General features: G+C 38.1%; 18 protein-coding genes and 1 tRNA gene. 15 read left to right on the top strand and 4 right to left on the bottom strand.

The window, feature by feature from the left end:
- Nucleotides 1–12: 12 nt before the first annotated feature.
- Complete coding sequence (locus AC27FM_RS07190) at nt 13–744, bottom strand: WecB/TagA/CpsF family glycosyltransferase (RefSeq protein WP_487087055.1); 732 nt, start codon at nt 742–744, stop codon at nt 13–15.
- 60 nt (nt 745–804) lie between these two features.
- On the opposite strand from AC27FM_RS07190, the gene AC27FM_RS07185 reads away from it, so the two are divergent.
- From AC27FM_RS07185 to AC27FM_RS07140, 10 genes are all read left to right on the top strand, one after another.
- Nucleotides 805–1869 (top strand): glycosyltransferase, encoded by a 1065-nt coding sequence (locus tag AC27FM_RS07185; RefSeq protein ID WP_487087054.1) that lies wholly within the window; start codon nt 805–807, stop codon nt 1867–1869.
- Between the two features lie 52 nt (nt 1870–1921).
- Nucleotides 1922–3397 carry a nicotinate phosphoribosyltransferase gene (locus tag AC27FM_RS07180; protein WP_487087053.1) on the top strand — a complete coding sequence of 492 codons (1476 nt, stop codon included), beginning with the start codon at nt 1922–1924 and terminating at the stop codon, nt 3395–3397.
- A 3-nt stretch (nt 3398–3400) separates the two neighbouring features.
- Entirely contained in the window at nt 3401–4219 is an 819-nt protein-coding gene (gene nadE, locus AC27FM_RS07175; protein WP_487087052.1) for an ammonia-dependent NAD(+) synthetase, read from the top strand.
- 101 nt (nt 4220–4320) lie between these two features.
- Complete coding sequence (locus AC27FM_RS07170; protein WP_487087051.1) at nt 4321–5514, top strand: aminotransferase class I/II-fold pyridoxal phosphate-dependent enzyme; 1194 nt, start codon at nt 4321–4323, stop codon at nt 5512–5514.
- Nucleotides 5515–5536: 22 nt separating this feature from the next.
- The gene (locus AC27FM_RS07165; RefSeq protein ID WP_487087050.1) at nt 5537–7000 is read left to right on the top strand and encodes a glycosyltransferase family 39 protein; all 1464 of its coding nucleotides are present in this window, start codon (nt 5537–5539) and stop codon (nt 6998–7000) included.
- Nucleotides 6993–7964: a glycosyltransferase family 2 protein gene (locus tag AC27FM_RS07160; protein ID WP_487087049.1), complete on the top strand. Its 972-nt coding sequence runs from the start codon at nt 6993–6995 to the stop codon at nt 7962–7964. Before AC27FM_RS07165 ends, AC27FM_RS07160 begins: the two co-directional genes overlap by 8 nt.
- A gap of 2 nt (nt 7965–7966) precedes the next feature.
- On the top strand, nt 7967–8398 hold the full coding sequence (locus tag AC27FM_RS07155) for a hypothetical protein (RefSeq protein ID WP_487087048.1): 432 nt from the start codon (nt 7967–7969) through the stop codon (nt 8396–8398).
- Nucleotides 8398–8859 (top strand): SprT family protein, encoded by a 462-nt coding sequence (locus AC27FM_RS07150; protein WP_487087047.1) that lies wholly within the window; start codon nt 8398–8400, stop codon nt 8857–8859. The genes AC27FM_RS07155 and AC27FM_RS07150 overlap by 1 nt, the downstream gene beginning before the upstream one ends.
- A gap of 62 nt (nt 8860–8921) precedes the next feature.
- Nucleotides 8922–9007, top strand: a tRNA-Leu gene (locus AC27FM_RS07145).
- A 201-nt stretch (nt 9008–9208) separates the two neighbouring features.
- Nucleotides 9209–10672 (top strand): C40 family peptidase, encoded by a 1464-nt coding sequence (locus AC27FM_RS07140; protein WP_487087046.1) that lies wholly within the window; start codon nt 9209–9211, stop codon nt 10670–10672.
- Nucleotides 10673–10742: 70 nt separating this feature from the next.
- Here AC27FM_RS07140 and AC27FM_RS07135 read toward each other — a convergent pair whose 3' ends face one another.
- Complete coding sequence (locus AC27FM_RS07135) at nt 10743–11753, bottom strand: SHOCT domain-containing protein (RefSeq protein WP_487087045.1); 1011 nt, start codon at nt 11751–11753, stop codon at nt 10743–10745.
- A 181-nt stretch (nt 11754–11934) separates the two neighbouring features.
- On the opposite strand from AC27FM_RS07135, the gene AC27FM_RS07130 reads away from it, so the two are divergent.
- The 3 genes from AC27FM_RS07130 to AC27FM_RS07120 all read left to right on the top strand — a co-directional run bounded on the left by AC27FM_RS07130 (nt 11935) and on the right by AC27FM_RS07120 (nt 16692).
- On the top strand, nt 11935–12324 hold the full coding sequence (locus AC27FM_RS07130; RefSeq protein WP_487087044.1) for a type II toxin-antitoxin system HicB family antitoxin: 390 nt from the start codon (nt 11935–11937) through the stop codon (nt 12322–12324).
- A gap of 169 nt (nt 12325–12493) precedes the next feature.
- A complete protein-coding gene (locus AC27FM_RS07125; RefSeq protein WP_487087043.1) occupies nt 12494–15979 on the top strand; it encodes a hypothetical protein in 3486 nt (1161 codons plus the stop codon).
- Nucleotides 15980–16185: 206 nt separating this feature from the next.
- Nucleotides 16186–16692: a hypothetical protein gene (locus tag AC27FM_RS07120; protein ID WP_487087042.1), complete on the top strand. Its 507-nt coding sequence runs from the start codon at nt 16186–16188 to the stop codon at nt 16690–16692.
- A gap of 24 nt (nt 16693–16716) precedes the next feature.
- Here the strand turns inward: AC27FM_RS07120 and AC27FM_RS07115 are convergent, their stop codons facing one another.
- Together AC27FM_RS07115 and AC27FM_RS07110 are read right to left on the bottom strand one after the other, a co-directional pair.
- Nucleotides 16717–17466 (bottom strand): LytR/AlgR family response regulator transcription factor, encoded by a 750-nt coding sequence (locus AC27FM_RS07115; protein WP_487087041.1) that lies wholly within the window; start codon nt 17464–17466, stop codon nt 16717–16719.
- A gap of 3 nt (nt 17467–17469) precedes the next feature.
- Nucleotides 17470–18486: a sensor histidine kinase gene (locus AC27FM_RS07110; protein ID WP_487087040.1), complete on the bottom strand. Its 1017-nt coding sequence runs from the start codon at nt 18484–18486 to the stop codon at nt 17470–17472.
- Nucleotides 18487–19005: 519 nt separating this feature from the next.
- Here AC27FM_RS07110 and AC27FM_RS07105 point away from each other — a divergent pair.
- Together AC27FM_RS07105 and AC27FM_RS07100 are read left to right on the top strand one after the other, a co-directional pair.
- A complete protein-coding gene (locus AC27FM_RS07105; RefSeq protein ID WP_487087039.1) occupies nt 19006–19839 on the top strand; it encodes a helix-turn-helix domain-containing protein in 834 nt (277 codons plus the stop codon).
- 283 nt (nt 19840–20122) lie between these two features.
- Entirely contained in the window at nt 20123–20629 is a 507-nt protein-coding gene (locus AC27FM_RS07100; protein WP_487087038.1) for an SLAP domain-containing protein, read from the top strand.
- Nucleotides 20630–20959: the final 330 nt, after the last annotated feature.

The following is a 20959-nucleotide window of genomic DNA, read 5'->3' as shown; positions in this document are numbered from 1 at the left end:
ACTCAGAAAATTTTATTTTTCTGGGTTCTTTTTTTCGACATTTATTAAGTGCATGTACTTTGGTATTGCTAGCATTCTTCCTAACCTAGTAGGTTCTTTGAGCAAGCGATAGAGCCATTCAAGGCTTAGTTTTTGGAATATCTTTGGTGCACGCTTCTTTGTTCCTGAGAAGACATCAAAGCTACCACCAACACCGATCCAGATGGCGTCGTTTTGTCGACGATAATTGTTGATGAAGAATTCCTGCTTAGGTGAACCTAAGGCAACTAAGACGATATTAGGTCTGGCTGATACGATATCTGCCACGACCTCTTGATCTTCCTTGAAGTAGCCGTCGTGATAACCAACCAAGTCTATCTGTGGGAATTCACGCTTGATACGTTTTGCGCTGGCTTCGATAACTTCTGGTTGAGCCCCTAGTAGATAGACTTTGAGTTGTTTGCGATTGGCTGCCTTGATCAGGAACATCAGAGTGTCATACCCAGTGATACGTTCATGCATCGGAGTGCCTAAGGTTTTGGCACCTTTGATGATTCCAATGCCATCAGGGATGACGTAATCGGCACTATTGATGATTTCTGAAAATTCGGGATTTTTACGTGCTGAGAGAACAATTTCAGGATTAGGTGTGACGATGAATTTGTTAGCTCTGCCGTTCATGTCGTCACTTAAATATTTATGAAATTGTTTTTCAGTATAATTGTCAAAATGTGTACCCAAAATATTTATTCTATTCTTGTGCATACCGTTCTCCTTTACTGTATTATTATTATACACGAGAAAGATTAATTTGAGAGGTGTGCTATGAGGGTTTTACATATTAATGCCGGCAACGAAGACGGCGGAGCAAGAACATATATTGTTAACTTGATGAAGGGTCAGAAGTTGACTCATACCGAGTCTAGTCTGTTAACTTTTGAAGATGGTCCTGTTGCAAAGATGGCACGTGAAAACGACTTGCAAGTTGCAGTAATGCCTCAAAAGCAACGGTTCGACTTATCGATATTGAAACCATTGATTGCCTATATCGATAACAATGAGATCGATATTGTTCACACTCACGGTCCTAGAGCCAACTATCTTGTTTCATTGATTCATAAGAAGATCAAAGCTAAGTGGGCGATCACGGTTCATTCAGATCCACGGATCGACTTTTCGGGCTTGAAGGGTAAGGTCATGCTAAATCTTAATCTGCATGCACTGAAGAAGGCAGACTTTATCTTCTATATGAATCCCAATCTGCAGTCGTATTTTGAAAAATTACATATATCCGATAATAAGTTGTTTGAAGTCTTCAATGCGATCGACTTTTCTAACTCAAACCCGTTACCTACTAGACACAATACGTTCAATATCGTCGAAGTAGCGCGATTGGTCGAGGTCAAAAATCACAAGTTACTGTTAGAAGCTTTGAGCAAAGTGAAGTTCAACTATCATCTGACATTAGTCGGGGATGGTCCGTTGATGTCGGAATTACAAAAACTCACCAAAGACTTAGGTATCAATGAACGAGTGGATTTTGTTGGCTTCAAAGAAAACACGGGTGACTACTATGAGGATTGCGACGTTTCGATCTTAACTTCTAAGTCTGAGAGTTTGCCAACGGTGTATTTGGAATCAGCTTATTATGGTCGTCCAGTCATCGCCACTAATGTCGGTGCAACGGATAAGATCATCAATGACAGCACGGGCTGGTTGGTAGATTCCGAAAATGAATCGCAGTTAGTTGCCGCACTGGAGGACGCTTATCATGACTGGAGAAACGATACTTTAAATCGCAAAGGCTTGGCGCTGTATCAAGAGAGCCGGGAAAATTACTCAATCGAAAAATTAGCCGAATTAGTCAACAAAGGGTACAATTTACTTTAAGTGTTGATTGCTACTATAATCAATCAAAATTTCAGTGATTAATCAAGGAGATATGATGACCCAATATCAAGACGAAGGTTTAACTTTACATACTGATTACTATGAATTGAATATGATGTATACATACTGGAAAAAGGGGCTGCATAATCGTCGAGCAGTTTTTGAATGCTACTTTAGAACTCGACCATTCGACAATGGCTATGCTATTTTTGCTGGTTTGGAACATGTTATAGATTATTTGAACAATCTCAAATTCTCAGACTCAGATATTGAATACCTACGTGAATATGGCGAATTTGACGAAGAATTCTTACGCTGGCTCAAGGATATGACGTTTAACTGCACGATCCGCTCAGCCAAGGAGGGTGACCTAGTCTTCAATGAAGAGCCCATCTTCCAAGTAGAAGGACCTCTAGCACAGTGTCAACTGATCGAAACAGCCGTATTGAATATGATCAACTACCAAACACTGGTTGCTACTAAAGCAGCTAGGATCAAGACTGTCTGTGGAGATGACCCAGTATTGGAGTTTGGCTCTCGTCGTGCTCAAGAAGTCGATGCCGCCGTTTGGGGTAGTCGTGCTTCTTATATTGGTGGATTTGATGCCACAAGTAATGTTTTGTCAGGTAAGTTATTTGGTATTCCTATCTCAGGAACACATGCCCATGCTCTGGTTCAGACTTACCGTAATGAGTACGAAGCCTTCAAGGCATACGCCGAAACACACAAGAACTGTGTCTTCTTAGTGGACACTTATGATACTTTGAAGAGCGGTGTGCCCAGTGCCATCAAAGTGGCTAAAGAGTTTGGCGACAAGATCAACTTTCAGGGAGTTAGGATCGATTCAGGTGATATGGCTTATATCTCGAAACGTGTCCGTGAACAGTTGGACGAAGCAGGTTTCACCGATGCCAAGGTTTACGCTTCTAATGACCTAGACGAGAAGACCATCCTTAACTTGAAGATGCAAGGTGCTAAGATCGACGTTTGGGGTATCGGGACTAAGAACATCACAGCCTTTGACCAACCAGCTCTAGGTGCCGTCTACAAGTTAGTAAGCATCGAAGACGACCGTGGCAACATGATGGACACCTTGAAATTGTCCAGTAATGCTGTTAAAATCTCTACACCTGGTAAGAAACAGGTATGGAGAATCACTAATAATCAGAAGAACAGCAAGTCCGAAGGTGATTACATCACACTCTGGAATGAAGATCCACGTGAACATTCGTCACTTTACATGTTCCATCCACAATATACTTACATCAACAAGACAGTCGAAGATTTCCAAGCTGAACCACTGCTGCACGATATTTTCGTTGATGGTAAGCAAGTATATCAATCACCAAGTGTTCAAGAGATCAGAAAATATTGTGCGAAGAATCTTGATTCACTGTGGGATGAATACAAGCGTATTTTGAACCCACAAATTTACCCAGTGGACTTGTCATCGAAACTATACAGTCATAAGATGAAATATATCGAAAAAATTCGTAATGATGTAAATAATATTAGAATAGGTGACTAAGAAATGAGACCACTACAAAAAGAAATAATTGAGTATGAGGGTACTAAGCCTGTCATTGATCCTGAAACGGAGATACGACGCTCAGTTGATTTCTTGAAGGACTATTTATTGAAGCACGATTTTTTGAAGACATTAGTACTAGGCATCTCCGGTGGTCAAGACTCGACGCTGGCTGGTAAGTTATCAGAAATGGCTGCGAGTGAACTGCGTGATGAGACTGGAGATACGGATTATCAATTCATCGCCGTGCGTCTACCATATGGTGAACAGGCCGACGAATCTGATGCCATGCAAGCTATCGAATGGATGGGAGCCGACAAGGTTTCGCGGGTCAACATCAAGGATAGTGTCGATGCAATGGTCAAGGCCGTCGAAACTAACGGTTATAGTATTACTGATTTCAATAAAGGCAATATCAAAGCTCGTACCCGCATGATTGCACAATACGCTATTGCGGGGGATAATAAGGGAGTCGTTGTTGGGACCGACCATGCGGCGGAGAATATTACGGGGTTCTACACCAAGTTCGGCGATGGAGCTGCGGATGTTACGCCATTGTTTAGATTAGACAAGCGCCAAGGTCGGGCGATGTTAGAAAAACTAAATGCACCTAAGAATCTCTATGAAAAAACACCGACAGCGGATCTTGAAGAAGATCGTCCAAGCCTTCCAGATGAAAAAGCTCTTGGTGTATCTTATACAGACATTGATAATTACTTAGAGGGAAGAGATATTCCTGAAAAGAGTGCCGAGATTATCGAGAATTGGTACCAGAAGACGGCGCACAAACGCAGGAATCCGTATACAGTTTTTGATAAATAGTCAACTATAAAGAATTTCATATTTGGACATTCATTTTTTTGAATGTCTATTTTTTTAACATAAATAAACGTGCTAAAATATGCGGAAGGAGGTGTTTAAACATGTTAAAAAATACTCTGTCACTAATGAAACCAGAAGTAGTAGCCATCAAGCAACAAGATATTTTCAAATTCAATGCCTATGCTAAGGCAATTCCTGATGTTATCAACATGACCATTGGTGAACCTAGTTTTAATACGCCTGATCATATTAAGCTAGCTGCCATCAAGGCGATCGAAAATAATCAAACTCACTATACAGTCCCCGAAGGGGATCATGCGTTGTTACGTGCAGCAGCTGATTATTTGCACACTAAGTACGATTTGAATTACGATCCAGAATCAGAAATAATCGTTACCACGGGTGTAACTGAAGGAGTATTTTCTGCCTTTAACGCTATTTTACAGCCGGGAGATGAGGTGCTGATACCATCGCCTTCATTTACGATCTATGGTCCGGATGCCGACTTCAATTGTGCAATACCTGTCTATATCGATACTTCTAGGACTGGATTCAAGGTAACTCCAGACGTTTTAGATGAGATCATGCAGGAGCATCCACGGATCAAGATATTTTTATTCAACTATCCCAGCAATCCGACGGGAGTTAGTTATACTCATAATGAGTTAGTTGAATTAGCCAAAGTATTAAAAAAATACGAGGTATTTGTATTAAGTGACGAAATTTATAGTGAATTGACTTATAATTTTAAGCATGAGGCATTTGCTAATTTCTTACCTGAACAAACATTACTGTTGAACGGTCTATCTAAGTCACATGCCATGACTGGTTGGAGATTCGGAATTGTTTGTGGACCAGCTGAGATTATTTCTCAAATCAACAAGATTCATGAATTGGCAACTACTTCGATTACATCAATTACTCAAGCGGCAGCTCTAGAAGCGTACACGAATGGCCTTGATGATCCAATCAAGATGCGTGAAGAATATTGTCGCAGAAGAGATGTTCTAGCTAAGGGACTGAGCAGTATCGGCTTTGAATGTCCAGACCCTGATGGAGCCTTTTACTTATTCGGGAAGATTCCTGAAGGATTGAATCAAGATGACGTCGAACTCTGCTTCGATGTTTTAAAGCAAGAACACTTGGCGATCCTACCGGGAAGTTATTTTGGAGTTGGTGGTGAAGGCCACGTTCGTTTCAGTTATGCTTCAAGTATGGAAAACATCGAGGGATGTATTAAGAAGTTAGGTGAGTATGTAGCAACACATATTCATTCTGACGAAACTGCAATTTAGAGGGACGATAGAAGAGGGAAAGATGCTTAACAAATTTCAAAGTATAATTAGTAAAATCGTTTTAATCTGCGTTGCGATATTCACCTCTGTAGTATTCTTACAGATGGCGGTTTATTTTGGTAAGAGTTATCTAACTTATGAACCAGTATTCAATATACTGGTTCTTATTTGTGCAATTATATTAGTTTTATTAGCTGCCTTGGTTTTGGTCAGGATATCCGATGAGAATCCGATCAAAAATCGCATCGTTTTATTCAGCCTGATAGCAATTTTTGCTATCGTAGCGCTCCTTTGGATCAAGTTAGTGCCGCAGACACAGGTCAGTGATTTTAAAGCCTTTTGGCACAACGCTCCTAAGGCACTAGCTGGCAAGGATATTTATCAGATGGATAATGATTATTTTGCCAAGTGGGCATATCAATCGGGATTCTTAGTCTACGTTATGACGGTAGTCAAAATCTTCGGTCATAATATCTTGGCGATTCAATTATTAAATATCTTGTATCAATCGTTGATCTTATTAATGGTGTATCAATTGGTGATCAAGATCTTCGCTAATATCAAGATGGCACGTCTGTCAGTCTTGTTGTTGATGATCGACTTAGACTGGTTCGCCTTGAACAGTCAGACCAACAATCAATACTTGGGGATGCTGTTGTTCTTAGTGACTTTTTATTTGCTCATGCTAAACAAGTACTGGTCGTTTGGCTTGGCAGGTTTGACCTTGGGTTTAGGAAGTATCATTCGGCCCATCGGACCAGTGGTAATTGCTGGTATCGTCGTCTTTGCCGTGATTTATTTGTTGATAAGTAACAATCGCCTGCATCTTGATGCAATCTGGAAGACGCTGTTGACACTAGTGATTTACTTGGTCATCTTTAGCGGTGCCAGCTTGGCAATCAAATCTTCAGGTTTGAATCAATACGGCTTGTCCAATCGAGACTCAGAGTGGAAGTTTGTCATCGGGCTCGATTACAATTCCCGTGGAACTTATGATCAGGCAATGGTCAATCGTTTTGATTTGAAAGATAGCAGAGATACGATGAGCAAAAAAGAGTATCACGTCATCGATGAGAATATCGATTATTTGAATACTAATCATAAATGGTTCAGTTTATTTTGGAGTAAGAACAGTAGTTTGTGGGCACAAAACTCGACTGCAACAGACTTTACTGGGTTCGATAAGATTCATTCAGATCGCGCCACTTTCTTGATGAGACTAGCAGCCTACATGGGAACGGTGCTCTTGATAATCTTCTCATGGATCGGGTCGTTGAAACTGTTCAAGTTTGATTTCAGCAATAATATTTACTTGTTGCTATTAACACTAATGGCGTATGCAGTAGTGCAATTACTGATCGAGGTACAAGGTAGATACCGTCTGGAATTTATGCCGGTAGTAGCTATCTTGGGTGGCCTCGGTCTATATACGGTTGTCCAATTCATACAACGCAAGTGGAGGGGGAAAGATTCGCACAATGTTTAAATTAAGTATCGTTGTGCCTTGTTACAACGAAGAAGAAGTGCTCCATGAGACTACTAAGGAACTAACTAGGATAGTCACCAATCTGATCAAGTTGGATAAGATCAGCGCAGATAGTAAGATAGTCTATGTTGACGACGGTAGTAAAGATAAGACGTGGGAATTGATCGATCAGTTTTCCGCAGAAAACCACATCGTCAGTGGGGTCAAACTCAGTCGCAACTTCGGTCATCAGGGTGCTTTATTAGCTGGAGTTACTTCAGCTTCTAAGGATTCGGATGCTGTCGTGACGATCGATGCTGATTTGCAAGATGATGTTGATGCTATACCTAGAATGGTGGACTCCTTTATCGCTGGTTCAGAGGTCGTTTACGGTGTTCGTAATAATCGTGAGACTGACAGTTCCTTCAAGCGCAATACCGCCGAGATGTTTTATAAGTTCATGGGCTGGTTAGGCGTCAACTTAGTACCTGATTCCGCAGACTTTCGTTTGATGAGTAAGCGCGCCTGCGAAGTCTTGTTGAGCTATAAGGAGACCAATTTATTTTTGCGGGGCATCGTACCTTTGGTCGGTTTCAAATCGGACAAAGTATACTATGCTCGCAAGGAACGTTTTGCAGGTGAATCCAAGTATCCTTTGCGGAAGATGATTAAATTCGCCATGGATGGGATCACGTCATTTTCGATCGTTCCCATCAAGTTGATCATGGGATTAGGATTCTTTATTGTCTTGATCAGTATCTTTTTGTTAATCTATACTTTAGTACAGAAGATAAATGGTCACGTTGTTTCAGGCTGGTCATCGATGATGATCTCAATTTGGGCACTGGGTGGTGTACAACTGATCTGTATCAGTGTGATCGGTGAGTATGTTGGTAAAATATTCAATGAAGTGAAGCATCGCCCTAGGTTTACGATCGAACGTGATATTTATACCGAAAAGACTTTGGAAGAAGAGGAAAAATAATTATGAATCAAACACAAAAAAAGGCCATGGTTTATGGTAATTTGATCAATAGTTCAGTTCAAACTATTCAAGATGAACAAGATAAATTAAATCCAGAATTTGAAACACTTCGTAAGGCATTGGACCGTGACCAAGTTGAGAAGATCGATTCAGTCAAGTATACGAAGATCATGCACGACTTCGAATCTGGTACGAAGACATATTCTGATATTTTAGCTAAGTTGGAAAAGGCCAAGGCTCCAGCTAGATTCATGGGGACACACATGTCAATGGTTTCAGTCTTTAAGAAGTATGTTGAAGGATGCAAGCAGATGACTGCAAGTATCAATGAAGACCAAACTATCGACCGTAAGGCGTTCAATGAAGCAGAGCAAGTTCAAGATGAAAACATGGATAAATTCTCGAAGTATATTCAAAGGATGACACAAATTTAATGACAGACGAAGAATTATTGCGTCTAATCAAAAAGGTTTCCCAAGAAAATTTTGGGAAACCTTTTGTTCATCAAGCCTTTTTTAACAGCCGCTTGCAGACTACTGGGGGCAGATTTCATCTGGATGATCGTCACATCGATATCAATCCAAAGGTCTATCAAGTCTATGGTCTAGATGAACTAGTCGGTGTCATCAAGCATGAATTATGCCACTATCATCTATACAATGCTGGTTTGCCGTCACAACATCGTGATCGTGAATTCAAAGTTCTGCTAGCGCAAGTTGGTGGCTCAAGATTTGCACCGGCACTGAAAAAAGTCACACGGCATCGAACAGTGCACATATATGAGTGCAGTCACTGTCAGACGCTTTATCAACGAGTACGTCGCATCGATACTAGTAGATATGTTTGTGGAAAATGTCGTGGAAAACTAAAATTCATAAAAAATATCAGTCTTTAGTTAATATTTATCAAACATGTACTTGTAATTGAAATTAATGAATTGTAAAATATTACTTGTACGCGGGTATGGCGGAATTGGCAGACGCGCAAGACTAAGGATCTTGTGGAGAATTATCTCCGTGGAAGTTCGAATCTTCTTACCCGCATTCTACAGATTTACAAACCTACATCATATTTATTAGCCATAAACATTGTTCAGTCAGTGTTTATGGCTATTTTTTTGTAGACTTTTTGTCCAGTAATGGATTATTTTAAAGATTGACTTGATTTAAGATATAAGCTTGATGTATATATATTAATTGGAACACGCAAAATCAATGTGCAACAAGCCAAGGGGATGCTTAAAAATGAACAAGAGCACTAAATATACTTTTATCTGTGGATTGGCATTGTTGACGTTTTTTACAGCTCAACAAACTGTAAAAGCTGACACAGAATCTGGGGAGCAACAAATCGAAAATGTCTCGACAAACACTGGTGAGACTGATCAAACTTCATCAATATCATCACAAGATGATTCCAATGCAGATACATCGGCGAGTCAAGAATCAGATGTCAGTGAACCAACACAACAATCTGAGGCAGAGTCTACAAATACACAAACAAGTGTGGATAATCAAACGACAAGTACTCAGTCGGATGCCAATTCATCAAACATTGAGCACATCAAAGGCGTCGTGGTGACGCATGATCGATCAGTGACGTATTTGTATGATGAGAATGGTTCACAAGTTAGAAATCGTGGTCTAAAAGCTAATACATCGTGGATCGCTGACCGAAAGCTGTCATTGAACGGCGCGACATATTATCGTGTAGCCACGAATGAATTCACCAATAGTAATGATGTTGACTTACAGTACGGCAATTTAGCTACTGGTGATGTACGTGTTAAACAATCTGGAGCAGTTAATTATGCACGTAATGAACAAGGCTTCGTTAGAAGTGGTCAACCGGATTTTGCCGCAAATTCGATTTGGAAGTACAATCGGACAGACGATTCTAATGGCTTGACTTACTATCAAATTGGAAATAATACTTGGATCAACAGCAATGACTCCACTGTTGCACCAGCCTATCAAAATCCAAATGGGTGGCTACAAATTCAAGATACACAAATAAAACCATCCGGTGGGGCAGTCGGTTATGATCTATACAATGGAGTAGAAGGGATCAAGACATACTTAGTAAGAAAGTATTTTGGTTACTCCAATGCTCACACGGTATACGATGGTTCAGTTGCAGCGAGTGTGAGAAGTTTACAAGCAAATAAAGGCTTGCCGGTTACAGGTGTAGTAGACTTAGCAACGTGGCGAGCTATGGGTTTTGCGGAGAACTCATGGTATGGGATTGATTCTTATGTTGCACCTTTACAGACAAACATCACGAGTTCACGCTCAGATCATATTGAGGCAATGATCAATCAAGCGTACAAATATCTTGGTCAACCATGGATATCAGGAGCAGCCAGTTCACCTGATTATGGAGTGGATTGTTCAGGATTGGTAACCCAAGCACTCTACGCATCAGGAATCGACCCAGCACCTATTTCAAATATTCAGCATGCCCAACCGGGCAACGAATGGAATTGTCGGATGTTCTGGAATGATGATAGGATTCCACATGTTAACTTCAATGACAGAAGACGTGGAGATTTGATCTTCTTCACTGATCCATCAACAGGGGCAGTTTGGCATGTAGGTATACTCTTGGACGCAAGCACGATGATCGAATCATGGCCATTCGCTGTTCAAGAACATTCTATTTATTCTGGTCGAGGAAACATTCTCGGTGTAAAGAGAGTATTCTCATAATATAATTTTTGAAAACGTCACTATTTTTTATTTAGTGATGTTTTTTTGTAAAAAAATAGCCCTTCAAGGGCTACATATCATCTAAAATTTGTTTTTTCTTGTTCTTGAATTCATCTTCGGTCAATATACCATCGTCTAGGAGTGATTTTAGTTCCCTGAGTTGCTTAGTGCCCTTTTCGGGGATTTCTTCAGATACATTATCCGTCTCGTTATACTCTGGTGAGGTGACTTGAATCTCAACTGTGGCCGCATTTTGTGCAAGAACCGATTCCAAAGCTCCAATATACTTATTCATAAATTTTTCGTTAATTTTATATACGAATGAGGAAGTCTTAGTACTGGCTTTAATTAATTTTATTTCATGTGAATATCCATCTTTAAAAACCAAGAAAATCGACATTTTGTCGATTGCATCGTATTCTTTACCACCGGTAGAAGCACCGACGATTGCTCCAGCTCCACCGAAGAGGGCTCCACCAACAGCTCCACGAGTTAGGCGATGATGCTTGCTGACGTGGGAGCCACGTGTCATTGGTCGATAATCTATCAAATCCGAATAATTATAGAGCTTCCAAGGTGTTAGCAGTTTTTTGCGAATGAGGATTTGTTTCGTCTTGTCGTCAAGCCAAACGCTGTCAAGGTCTGTATATTCGTCAGACTTCATTTGGTTGACTATTTGATTATATTGCTCGTCCTCAGATAGCTCTCCACTGGGTGTCCCGTCGTTTGAAACACCAGGATGACTATTTAAAACTTCAGTATGCTCCGCCAGAACTTCGGGTGTATTTTCACCTAATAGTCCTTTTACTTTGGGCTCATGATATTGAATAAATAATGTAATGCCTTTCTCTTTGCAATAGGATTTCCAATCTTTTTTATTAACGGTAATCTTTTTACGATCACCGACCATGGAAATCTGTGCTTTATTGTAAAGACTCAAATAAAAAACTATTAAGATAACCCCTATTATCATAGTCCTTGTATCATAAATTATCAGTGCTGTGGCAATTATCCACGCGATATAGTCCATACCACTCCAACGTCGGTAGTAAGAGACCGTCCGATCGATTTTTTGTTCCACCTTTAATCCCCCCTCAAGACAATAGCTACTTCAAGTCTCCAATACTTTGGAAATAGATTCAACTAGTAAATTGGAAAATACATAAATATCTATAAGCATTTCTTTATTTAGTGATAGATGTATGATGTATGTATAAATAAAAGGAGAATACGCTGCTACAAATGGCGTATACAAACTAATCATGGAAAAATTAATTTATCCAGTGATAATCACTGAATTTCACGAAGATGGAGATTATTTCATGGCGACTTCGCCTAATATACCTGGCATGATAACGCAGGGTACATCATTCAATGATGCAGTGTTTTGGTCAGAAGATGCGATTGCTACGATGCTAGAAGGTGAGAAGTATCCGGAGATGCAAGATCCACGAGACTGGAAACTTGAGGATAATCAAAGGCTCGTCTATGTAACTGTGGATATGAAGAAGTGGCTAGGTTCTAAGTATAAGACAGTTAAGAAGACAATCACAGTACCGGAGTATATCAGTGATCTGGCAAAAGAAAACCATATCAATGTTTCAAGAGTGGCAACTGATGCTCTGAAGAAAAAACTAGGATTGGTCGATTAATATAAATAAACCGCGACGAATTTCTGCGGTTTATTTATTTAATGATAATTTTAGATAAAATACTAATATATATATTTATTCTTGCTATTTATGAACCCCTTTAAACATGTTTATCATGTACAATATGGATGTAAGCATTTTCCAAACAATTCCTAGGGGGTAGGGATTCATGAGAAAGTTAAAAAAAATACTATTTGCAGTAATACCTTTCATGCTTTTATTCGGATTTTTAGTTAAATATAATAATGTTTATGCGGAAACCGTGGCGCAAAGTGATGCTGCGGCTATTAAGAATGCTCCTGAAGGTTTGAAAGTTTCGCAGTATTTTGAAATTAAGCAACCACCGCAAGTTAAGGGTTATCCATTCAATACTAATTCAGCTAATATTCTCAGTGATGATAAGATACTATCATTTACTGGTAGTGGAGCAACGTTGGGTTCTATTTGGAATAAGGATGAGACTAGTGATGGTGTTAATACTTATATTCAAGTTAATAAAAAGCAAACTCTATCAATGTGGCTATACTTTGGCCCTGGTAATGGTAATGATAAAGATAACAGTGAAGGGATGGCTTTGGTTTTTCAAAATGATAAAAGAGGTGCAGGCGCATTAGGTGCAGGTGCCCAAGCATTAGGAGTATACGGCTATGATAAATTAACTGGTTATGGGACACTTGCTAACTTTACTAGATTTGATCAACCTACTCCAGAAAGTACTGCTAACAATGCCATACAGAATAGCTTTGCAATTGAGATGGATGGTAGAATGAATCGTTATAATGGTGGCGATAACTTCCATCCAGTTCGATACGTTGATGGAGATGGAATAAGTTCGCATAGTCAATACTCCTTTAATATGTTTGATACATTTTCCAGAGCTGAATCAGATGTCCGTGCAAATGACAAGGAATCGTATTTTCCGTCATCTGTTGAGTCGCTAAACCAAGGTAGAGGTGGTGGATTAGGAAGTATAGCATTTACTTTTCCAGGCTATTACGGATCATATATGAAGTCTAATGTACTGTTCACAGGACTGACAAAACCGTGGGTAAATTTGAACTTTGAAAGTGGAATGGTAGTAAATCGTATGAATGCGAAAGATACAGATATAACTGCCGAAACAGATTCTAGAGATGGCTCGATGGTATATTGGCACCACTTGACGGTCGATTGGGAACCACAAGACAATGGATTAGTAAAAATCTCATATGCATTTAATGATAAACATATTGATGGAACAGATAATGAAAATACTGAGAATAAAGAAGTACTTTATAAATCTGTCTCAAGTGTTATTATTGACCCCAAAGTTTTCAAATTAGATGGCAAGGATACTTTACGTTGGGGACTAACTGGTGCCAGTGACGAAGGAGCAGCCAAGAAATTAGCCATCTTCGAATCAATCCCAGCCTACCTATACGCTGACGCGGACGGTTCAGTCTACGACAAAACGCAGGGACGTGAAATCGTCGAAGGTGACACGGTTGGTAGTGGTGACGAGCTTGATGTAACATTTGACATCAATTACACTAGTGGAACGACCGGTTGGAAGGACTTCCTAGCCGACATAACTGACCCCAACACTTCGGCAGATTATGGTTTGGAACTTGTCGAAGGTGAAGAAAATGTCGAGATAACCACTCCAACAGGCGAAAAAATCGCTAAGACGATTAGCCGTACACTCAATGGTAGTGGGTATAATTATGATCAAATTACTGGTTTAGGTGAATTGACCAGTGACCAACCTAATATGAAAGTGACTTTTAAAGTCAAAGCAAAAAATTCTACAAATAAAAGCGTAGCAATTAAACCACTGGTTGGAAATTTTCATAATGACCAAAATATCGCTACCGCAAGTACCCCTAATTTTAATGTAGCCACCACTCAACCATATACTTTTACTCTAGACGAACATCCAAAAATTGAAAATGTTCAATATAAGGTTACTGAGAACTTTACCTTAGCGACGGTCGTTCATTATGATGGTAATAATCATGATGGGGTGGAACAAAAATTTTCCAATGATAATAGTTTGACGTATAATATCAAGATTGATGACAAGCATTGGACTGGGAAAACTACTGACTTTACTATTAATGATGACGGCAAAACAGCTAGTTATAATGTTCCGATTCAGGATATTATCGGGGCAGATTTTTGGGACATTTTTAAGGGTGATACTAATAAAAAAGTAACTATTTCAGTTACGGATAATAATTCAATGACCACTAATTCTCAAAACTACGAAGTGAATATCTCCCAATTGAATATCGAAGTTACTAGTACTATTTACAATTTGACAAAAAAGAAATACATGTCTGAGGGTGATACCGTTGACGCTTTTGATTTCTTTATGAGTAGGTACGAAATAAAGTATTCAGGCGATTTTACATGGGCCATTGATAGAATTGAGCGTAACTACACGCCTATAGGTAGATCTGGTGTTAACGCAAACAGCACTAAAGCTAATGATTTTGAAATATTGGATTCGAAAAATATTACAACTTACTTTACAAATTATACCAAAGGGGATATTTCGAATAAAAACGATAAACCATGGCAACGTTATTGGTATAATAGTAACTCTCCGCAAATACATAATGAGCCATATCCACCCGGGATAATTATTGATGAGGATAACCGAACTATTAGTATTATAGAGATGGATCAATTTTGGACTAATTGGACAGGATTGCCACAAAAGATAAATCCAACGGAGTTAGTGCTGTTTGGAAACTATTATTCTTCAGAAGGTACCGGTGAAAATAAGAAATATATTAATGAAGGTCGTACCAAATTTGTTTATTACTCGAATTCCCTTAATATAATTGAAATGAAAGAATATACATTAGACTTAGAACAACCGTCAGAACAAACAATTGTCTACAATCAAGCTAAGGACACCTCCATCCCAATAACACTAGATTATTCGGGAGATGAAGTAGTACCTCCGTATGATGAGAAACTTTTTGAACCAGGTGATTTGGTAGATATAGTTGTTACAGCTGGAAATGAAGAATATAGTAAGAGAATTGCAATTGAAAAGGATAATATTGAAGACGGTGATCATTCAAGAGCGCATCTGACCTTTCCACTTCAAGAAGTGATGGGCGAGGATAAGTTCTGGGAGTTTTTCAAAGAAGCCTCACAACAAAGCGTGACAGTTTATGCAATTGACAATCATAATATTGAATCTGGCGTGGATCGAGATGTATCGTTTAATGTTTTGCCTGAGAACTATGCTAACCTACAGGTTTCTAACCAATTAAATTTTGAAGATATCAACTTCATTAGTAATGATAGATTCCTGCAACGTAAGAATAATTTCAATCTTTCGGTTACTAGCTACAATAACCCTTGGACTCTTAGTGTTAACTCAAGTTCATTGAAGGATAGTACTAACGGAAATATTTTTGATGGTTACGTATCTTACAACGCCTTTAATAGTGACAATAATATTGACAGTGCTGATCTTAGTGGTTCGCCAATAATTATCGCTGAGGGTGGAGAGAAGAATAATCAAGAGCTAGTGAACAATATTTCCAATAATTGGGTCGATGATACCGGGATTTTGTTGGCGCAAAATAATTTTGGAACTACTCCGTCAGGAATATATACTGGTTCCTTATACTGGTCTCTGACTAGTTCACTGTAAGTTACTAAAAATTTAAAATAAATGAGAAGAAAAGTATAGATCTTAAACCTTATCTACTTTATGGATAAGGTTTTTATTATTAATTCAATTGTATTAATAACTATTTTTTTCAAAATAAAATGTAATTTATTGTGTGCAATTCTTTTGTAATTTGATAATAATTCGAATAAAATCTGAAGTAATCTAAGACAAAGGAAGTTGTAAAAATGAAAAAAGGGACAGTTATTACAGCGTCTCTGCTTCTTCTTGGATTTTCTTCACTGTATTGCAGTACGGTTGAGGCTAGTTCAGTTACTGGACCGCACAACTACGCTGAGGTTAGTTCGGATAATGCCGAATTGTATGATTCAACTGGAAATAGTATCGATAGATCCCTACCATATGGAAGCGATTGGTTGGTCGGACGGATTTTGAATGGCAAAGAATCGACGAGTCTCTATCGAGTAGGGTTAGATGAATATTTGAGTTCAAAGGATAGCTTCCTATACAAAAAACGCCCAGAAGTAATTGAAGTATCGGATCCTAGCGGTAAGGTTCCAGTCTATAATCATGACTTTGTTGAAAGTTCAGAAGTCGCACTTGAGACTAATACTTATTGGTATTCTGATACAGTTATTTACACAGCAGCCGGTATGCCATTTGCGAGAGTGGCACCTGACGAGTATGTACCATTCTATGAAGTCATCTCGCAGAGTTTTACAGAATTATTTTGAGCATTAAAAAATGACACAGTCGGTTTACTGTGCCATTTTCTTTTTGAGCCCGGATAATTTTCTTCGAGAGACCTCACAACTAGAACCATCATTGAAGTAGATCATCTTGTTCAATGAATCTACTGAATGGATATTGTCTAAGTTAACTAGGATGCTCTTATGTGCGCGGTACAAGTTTGCGTATTCTTCTTCGATAGTATTCAGATTACCACGGAATTCAGATATTTCTGTCAGAGTATGGAGGAATACTTTGTGAGAACTTGAGGAAGTCTCGATATAGTTGATATTGGCGACATCGACCGTATAATCTCTCGAACCGAGACTATAATGAAAGGTGCGACGACGCTGTGATTTCAATTCGTGTAGTCGTTGGAAGGTGAGATCTAAGTCTTTGTACAGTGAGTCGTTCATAGCCTTGATCCCATCTTCTTTTTTGATGTAATCTAAGGGCTCGATCTTGCGCTTGAACGTTAGATAAGCTAGTTCATCATGCGTCGTGATGAAGACGATCTTAGCAGTAGCGTCATGCTTACGGATTTCTTCAGCCAGGTCGATCCCTTTAGTTTGAGAGTCCGCAAATTCGATGTCAATCAAATAGAACATATCGTTATTATCGCTACGATACTTGATATAGTTTTCGAATTCAGTCGGATTCCCCGTTGAAATAACGATCCGCATTTCATGTTCGGGATGATCTTTCATGTAGTTTTTAAATATTAATCTGTATACATCGATTAACTCAAGGTTATCTTCACATATAGCAACGTTCAACAAAATCTAACTCTCCTTTTCAGTGGTTAAAATGACAGTAAATTCATCATTTTTGAACTTTGTTTGTAAAAAGAAATCAGGCTTTTTATTTACTATTTCCTTAACATTAGATAATCCAATGCCACTGTGATTTTTTTTAGTAGAAAAGCCGTTAGAAAAAATCTTGCTTAAATTCACTTGCGTGTCAGGAATTGTATTATTACTGATGACGTATTCTGTATAATCAGTACCTTCGATGATAGCCAGTTCTATTTGGGGAGCTTGTACGTTATCACAAGCTTCGATAGCATTGTCGAGCAGGATTCCTAAGATCCTAGTTATAGCCACAGAATTTTTTCTTCGGATGGTGATATTCGGTGATATTTCTAGTTGAGTAATAATGCCAGCATTCTTTGCACAAATAACTTTGCTGATGATGATTCCACGAACTAAGTCATCTTTGATATGAAACAAGTTGGGATTATTCAATCGCGTGACATCATTGTCGTTATTAGAATCTTTCAATAGATCATCGATTTTTTTTCGCGCGGCATTACTATCGTCATTTTCCAACAAGACGGAGAGGGACAATAGAAGATTCTTATAGTCGTGTTTGAACTTACGAATCTCGTTATAGTTTTCTTCCAGTTCCTTGATATACAAGTTGTGTTCTTGGATTTTTTGCAGTTCCTCTTCCGCATGTCTTTGTTTTAAGTACCCAGCAATATAGTACAGAGTTCCGAGAAAAATGAAAATAAATATGATTAATGTCAGAATTATATTGGCACGCATGTAAATCATATAAACGCGTAGCATTCTGGATATAGCGGTGAATGATAAGTAGCCGATTAGGACGATCGAAATTGCTGAAGTAATGATTGTTAGGATGATCTGATCGTCAAAGTCGATATATGATTTCATTCTTTTGTATGCAAACACGCCCATTCCAGCTAACGACAGCGCGATCACATAGGTCAGAACGCCGATCGTTATCAATAAAGGACTGAGTTGGTGTTGATAGCTAAAAAAGCTTAATGCGATCAAAGTAGATAAACTATGGGAGAATGCACAGATGAATATCACCAATAATAAATTTAGAATCCGACTAATCCATTTGGGCTTGTAATGATTGAATAAGAGAAAATAGGAGCTTATAATAAGGGCGGTATTTATACCATCATGATATAGACCTCTAAAATTAAATGTGATACTAGCCACAATGGCCAGTATCACATTTAACTTTGTTCTTGTTTGTGGGATTATAATGAAAACTAGTATAAAAAATAGTAAATTATTAATAAGGAATATTTCCGGATAAGATAACGCGTCAAAATGGATCATTTTGTTTTATTTTCTACTTACTTTATGTTTAAATGATTTGTAAAAACATTCTAAATTTGTGAATAAATAAAACATAAAAGTGCCCCCAAGATAAATCATTTCATGTACTTGAATATTAACATAATATAAGTAGTTAAATACTGGTTTTCCATAAAAGGACTATTTAATATCCTGTGTGGTATTATTAATAATAATATTATCTCAATAGTAGGAGTGAGGAGAATGTTTTTAGGATCGGTTATTTATGATAAAAGAAGAAGCATGCATCTGACACAAACTGAATTGGCTGCGGATATCTGTACCCAAAATACGATCAGTAAAATCGAAAAGCACAATATTTCCCCAACGGTAAATATTTTGACGAAATTATGCTTAAAGTTAAATTTGAGTTTAAATGATGTGTTTAGTGATTTTTCTAGTAACTCTACCTCAGAAGAGGAGAGCATCCTAGACTCTTTGGAGCGTGATTTACTTTTAGATAACCTAGATGAGATCCCTGAAAAAATGGCCATGTTACATAGTAAGTTGAGTGACAATGATCTTAAACAGTTTGACTTGATCAGCGGGGCACTGGAATATGACAATGGGGCATATGATAATTCTTTGTTCACGCTCGACAAGGTCTTGCAGTTAACGAAGTCAGATGTTTATGATATTTATACTTTACTTACATATCTCTTCAAGGGCCTGAATTATCTGGAGCTAAATCACAACGACCGCGCACAGTATTATTTTGAAATGATCGAAGAAGCGACTAAAGAGAACTTGCAAATACCAAATGCGAACGAGATCGAATTGATTTATATTTGCAAATCACTAGCTGGAGCTTACGTTGAACTAGGAATGATGCAAAAAGCTTGGAATTTTGGGAGCAAGGGAATTAATTTAGCAAAGGAAAAACATACGACCTATTTTGTGGACTATTTGCACTATTTTTCGGCTAAGGCTATCGAGAATGATAATAGTAAAACTGAAGAATATCGAGAACTAAAGGATTCCGCATACTATTTTGCCAAATTATCCGATGATGACAAATTATTAGAAAAAATGGCTTAAAAAGTTATACACAAAAAAGAACAGAAAACTGATTATTACGAATCAGTTTTCTGTTCTTTTTTGTTTTTAGTGCAAAATATTAAAAAAATTATATCGAAAAACATACCAAATGTATTGCTATTGTTTACTAAATTTTGTACTATAAGTGTAGTGATAACACTAGTCAATATGCCAACATTATCACTTTATGTCTTTAGTTCTATGCCAGTAGGACTTTTTGTGTACCCAATTTTAGTTTTGTGTGAAATTATCAAAAAAATATATCTATACGAGGGAAATTATCATGAAAAAAAATGCGATTGCTTTGATGGCCGTGGCCTTATTTAGTGCTGGAGCAGCTGTTGTGCCAGCAACAACTACCCAAGCCAAGAGCGTTAGCTCTAGTTATAAAGTTGAGGTCGATTCTAATTCGGCCAATCTCTACAATGCTTCCGGGGAAGAAACAAATTCAACGTTACCTGATGACAGTACATGGTCTGTAAGTACCGTTAGGACTATTGATGGTAAAGACTACTATCAAGTATCTGCCAACAATTATTTAAGTTCAGAAGACAGTTTTTTATTTAGAAATCGTCCAGAAACAATAAAAGTAGCCGAAAACCATGAGGTCTCCGTCTACAATCATAAGTTCGAAGAAAATAGTGATATCAAGCTTGCTGCAGGTACTAAGTGGTATTCAGATACTGTTATTACTAACAAAGCTGGAATTCCTTTTGTACGTGTTGCTCCTGATATGTATGTGTCAATGTATGATGTTATTGAACAAACAGTTACTTCTTCTATAAATTAAATTTTAATGTGTGTGTGTGTGAGATTTCATAGTGCCAGCTATGAGATCTCTTTTTTTTGTTCTTTTGCTTCAGTTCTATGCCAGTAGGACTTTTGCAATTTTGTATGTGTGTTTATCTATACGAGGTATCTATCTTTAATACAATTAATATAATACTATCAATTTGTTGATAATATGATTCACTTTTTGTAAGAGAGTTTTTCCAAATGTGGGTCAAAATCAAAAATCAGTGTTTTGATGTGCAAATATAAGAGTTTCTTATAAAACTCACACGATATTTTCAATACTGTTGAAGATTGCCTGTTTTATAGTTATTATGGAAGGTTTTTT

The organism is Companilactobacillus sp. y65-5, assembly GCF_057541095.1.
This window is presented reverse-complemented; position numbering and strand designations above follow the sequence as displayed.